Annotated in this window: 2 protein-coding genes and 1 pseudogene; 1 reads left to right on the plus strand and 2 read right to left on the minus strand. The window is 75.0% G+C overall.

Annotation, left to right across the window (positions count from 1 at the left end; all coding sequences use genetic code 11):
- Positions 1 to 156 precede the first annotated feature (156 nt).
- Both EAO71_RS01135 and EAO71_RS01140 read right to left on the minus strand, forming a co-directional pair.
- Complete coding sequence (locus EAO71_RS01135; RefSeq protein WP_147975878.1) at positions 157 to 1446, minus strand: amidohydrolase family protein; 1290 nt, start codon at positions 1444 to 1446, stop codon at positions 157 to 159.
- A gap of 169 nt (positions 1447 to 1615) precedes the next feature.
- Entirely contained in the window at positions 1616 to 2293 is a 678-nt protein-coding gene (locus EAO71_RS01140) for a GntR family transcriptional regulator (RefSeq protein ID WP_147975881.1), read from the minus strand.
- On the opposite strand from EAO71_RS01140, the pseudogene EAO71_RS01145 reads away from it, so the two are divergent.
- Positions 2208 to 2501, plus strand: a pseudogene (locus EAO71_RS01145) (cytosine deaminase); the annotation flags it as partial. The gene EAO71_RS01140 and the pseudogene EAO71_RS01145 overlap by 86 nt on opposite strands.

Here is a 2501-nt window from a genome sequence, read left to right on the forward strand (position 1 = left end):
GCGCGAGGGTCCGCGGGTACGTGCCGCCTCGCCCGCCCGAGGCGGTGTCGCGGCGGTGCGGTGCGGGGCTGCGCCGTGTGGGGCGATGTGATGCGGTACGGGGTGACGTCACGTCAGGGCGTGTCGACCGCCGCCGGAGGTGGAGCGCCGCGCGGATCAGACCGCGATGCCGGCCCGTACGACCGTGACCGGCCGCTGGAGCACGGAGACGTCGGCCAGCGGGTCGCCGTCCACGAGGATCGCGTCGCCCGCGAAGCCGCGCGCCAGCCGGCCCACGGTGCGCGCCGCCCCGAGCAGGCGGGCGGCGCCGGTCGTCGCCGTGCGGATCGCGTCCAGCGCCGGCAGGCCGGCAGCGCGCATCAACTCCACCTCCCGGCCGACGGGTCGCACGGTGCCGCCGGAGGAATCCGTTCCGGCGGCGAGCGGGACGCCGAGCTCGTGGGCGGCCAGGACCGCGCGCTGCAGGACGGGGAGGTAGGCGCGTCCGCGCTCGGCCAGGACCGGGTTCGCGGACTCCGCCAGACCGGCGATGGCGGTGAGAGTGGGCGTGAAGTACGTGCCCCTGCGGCGCATGACGTGCAGCGTGCGCTCGCCGACGAACGCGCCGTGCTCCAGGGAGCGGATGCCGGCGGTCACCGCGTCGTGGCAGCCCTGTTCGCTGTAGCTGTGGCAGAGGACGCCCTTGCCGCGTCGCCGGGCGGCGGCGACGATCTCGGCGAGCTGCTCGTGCGAGTACACCTGGGCGAGCGGGTCCTGGTCGGGGAGTCCTGCGCGCTCGTTGACCCGGGTCTTGATCACGTCCGCGCCGCGGGCGAGGTTCACCTCGACGACGCGCCGCAGCGCCTCGGCCGAGCGGACGCCCTCCCCGAGGCGGGCGAGCGGGGTCAGGTCGGGATCGGCGAGCACGGTCTCGCCGAGATCCGGGGTGACGAAGACGCCCGCGGCCGTCAGCCGCGGCGCGAGGGCGGGACTGTGACGGGCCAGCTCACGGACGGCGATGTCCTGGTAGAACGAGGTCGATCCGCTGCGCGCGCTGGTCGTGCCCTTCAGGACGGCGTCGCGCGCCTCGGCGGCGGTGCTGAGGTGGGTGTGCGCGTCGACCAGTCCGGGCAGGATCCATCGGCCGTGTGCGTCGAGGACCCCGGCGTCCTGCGGCACGGTGACGGAACCCTGGCGTCCGGCCGCCCGGACGGTGCCGTCCCGGATGACCACGACGGCGTCCTCGGTGACCTCGCCGGTGGCGGGGTCGAGCAGGGTGCCGTTCCTGATGACGAGGTGTCCGCCGCGCACCCTCGCGGTGCGGTCGCCGCCGTCGGCCGCACCCTCGTGTGCGGTGGCCCCCGCCGTGCCGGCCGCGGCCACGGTTCCGGCGAGCGCGGCCGCTCCGGCGAGGATTCCGCGACGGGTCAGCCTGGCGGGGGGCGGCGGTGTGGCTGCGACGCACATGGCAGCTCCTGGGGGAGTAGGTCGACGGCTCCCCGTTTTGTATACCAAGCCGAAAGTTCGAAGCAAGGGTGATCGACCACGGCGCCCGGAATTTCGCATTCACGGGGGAAGGTGGATGTCGGGCTGCTGGAGTCGATGCGCTTCGGCTCATCCTGGTATACAAAGAAGGTCAGGCGTCGCCGAAGAGCGAGCGCAGGGCCACGGCCCTGCTGTCCCGTACGTGCAGCAGCGTGCTCGCGGCCGCCGCCTCCGGGTCGCCGGCCGCGATGTGCCGGTACATCTCGGCGTGCTGCGCCCGCATGTGCGCGGGCTCCTCGCGCAGGCCGAAGAGAAGTCGCAGCTGCCAGCTGAGCTGCTCCATCGTGCGCGTGAGCAGCGGGTTGCCCGACATGGCCACCACCCCTTCGTGGAACGCCGTGTGGGCGGCCACCTCGCGTCGGCCCTCGTCCGCTGCGGCGGCCGTCTCGGCCTGGCGCAGGGTCGCCTCCAGGGCCGCGAGCCCCGCGGTGTCACCGTGTGCCGACGCCCGCGCCGCCAGCCTCGACGCCTGCACCGCCAGCGGCTCCCACACCTCGTAGAGGTGCTCCACATCGGCGCGTTCGAGCCGGCGGACCCGGACGCCGCTGTGCGGGAGCAGTTCGAGGAGTCCTTCCGCGACCAGCGCGCGGAGTGCCTCGCGGACAGGGACGCGGGACATGCTGAGTTCCTCGGCGACCTCCCGCTCGACGAGGCGGGCGCCCTGCGCGTACCGCCGGTCGACGATGCGCTGGAGGACGGCCTCGCGCGCTCGCGCGCTGAGCGGGGTCGCGGCGGACGTCGCCGGGGCGGAACCCGCGCCCGCGGTCAGGGGCGTCCCCGCCGGGGCCGTGGTCTTCCGCAACGTCCGCCCGTTCGGCGCGGCGAAGGCCCGGGACCTCGTGGTCGTCGACGGCCGCGTCTCGGACTCCCCCGCGCCGCGCGGCGCGAAGATCGTCGACGGCGGCGGCCGGATCGCCCTGCCGTCCCTCGTGGACGCGCACATCCACCCCGACAAGACGACCTGGGGAGGCCCCTGG

Origin of the sequence: Streptomyces sp. MS191 (assembly GCF_008042125.1) — a bacterium.
GTDB lineage: Bacteria > Actinomycetota > Actinomycetes > Streptomycetales > Streptomycetaceae > Streptomyces.